The organism is Gordonia phosphorivorans (assembly GCF_042432625.1).
Classification (GTDB): Bacteria; Actinomycetota; Actinomycetes; order Mycobacteriales; family Mycobacteriaceae; genus Gordonia; species Gordonia phosphorivorans.
Genome location: NZ_JBHLWV010000042.1, coordinates 1 through 1,540 on the forward strand (window position 1 = coordinate 1; position 1,540 = coordinate 1,540).

Here is a 1,540-nt window from a genome sequence, read left to right on the forward strand (position 1 = left end):
AACATAAAGCCGGGGGACTGCTGCACGACCAGGTGACAGTTTCGGTGTCATGCCGCTGAGGCGGCTGTGTTGATGATCGTCTCGTATTCGATCGGGGTCAACCGGCCGAGGCGGGCCTGACGACGGCGTCGGTGGTAGGTCCGTTCGATCCAGGTGACGATCGCGATCCGCAACTGCTCGCGGGTGCTCCAGCGGTGCCGGTCCAGGACGTCCTTCTGGAGGAGCGCGAAGAACGATTCCATCGCTGCGTTGTCGCCGGCGGCACCGACTCTGCCCATGGACCCAACCAGGCCGTGTCGGTTGAGCGCGGACACGAACTTCCGCGACCGGAATTGAGAGCCCCTGTCCGAATGGACAATACAACCCGAAACATCGTCCTCTCGGCGGGCAACAGCGTTGTCCAGAGCGGTCACGGCGAGACGGGACTTCATCCTGGAGTCGATGCTGTAGCCGACGATCCGCCCCGAGCAGGCGTCTTTGATCGCGCAGAGGTAGAGCTTGCCCTCGTCGGCTTGGATTCCAGCAGTCGTCGCAACACGCGTGATTATGAGGTTTCCAGTAAAGCAGCCATCCGCTCGGCTGGGGTGTCCCAGTCCAACGATTTCCGGGGGCGTCCGTTGAGTTCGTGGGAGACGGCCAAGAGGTCCTCGACGTTGTGCGCCGAGAGGTCGGTGCCCTTCGGGAAGTATTGCCGGAGGAGTCCATTGGTGTTCTCGTTACTGCCGCGTTGCCAGGGCGAGCCGGCATCGGCGAAGTAGACGTCGAAGTGCGTCGCGGTACTGAACGCGCGATGCTCGGCCATCTCTGCGCCCTGGTCCCAAGTCAGTGTGCCTCGCAATGCTGCCGGCAGATCCCGGACGGTCGTGATGAGAGAGTCGCGGACGGCCTCCGCGGTTCGGTCTCGGCCAAGGTGGCCCAGTATTACAAAACGTGTGGACCGCTCGACCAACGTCGCCATCGCAGACCCGCCCAACTCTCCGATGATGAGGTCTCCCTCCCAGTGCCCGGGAACGTCACGGGAATCGACCACCGACGGGCGATTACTGATGGCGTTCATCGGGTCAACGAACCGTGGACGTCGAGCGTCGGGTCGCTTACGTGGTCTGCGTGCAATACGGCCTCGGCGCAGCTGCTGACTGAGCGTCCGCTTAAGCTCGCCGCGGGCATGGACGTATATCGCCTGGTAAATCGTTTCGGTGCTCACGCGCATCTCCGGAGTGGCCGGAAAGTCCTTGACCAGTCGGTGACTGATCTGCTGCGGCGACCACTTCATCTTCAGTCTCGTCTGCACATAGGAGCGAAGATCATCGTGTGAGAGGAGCTTGGGCTGACGCGGTCTAGCTCGCCGTTTAACCGAGAGCCGGTGCGCGGTGTGAGGCATGTATCCCCGGGTGGAGACCGTGTTACGACGCAACTCACGGCTGATCGTCGAGGGTGAATCGTGTCGGGTTTGATGGAGGGTAGGAACACCCGGAAGGACCCGCCATCATGGCAGCACCTCGTAAGTACCCCGCCGAGCTCAAAGAGCGGGCAACGCGCA

The 1,540-nt window shown here is 62.4% G+C and carries 2 pseudogenes; both read right to left on the reverse strand.

Features of this window, described 5'->3' with window-relative positions:
• Positions 1–47: 47 nt before the first annotated feature.
• Positions 48–509 (reverse strand): annotated as a pseudogene (locus ACFFJD_RS16710) (IS3 family transposase); the annotation flags it as partial.
• A 35-nt stretch (positions 510–544) separates the two neighbouring features.
• A pseudogene (locus tag ACFFJD_RS16715) lies at positions 545–1,432 on the reverse strand (IS30 family transposase); the annotation flags it as partial.
• Positions 1,433–1,540: the final 108 nt, after the last annotated feature.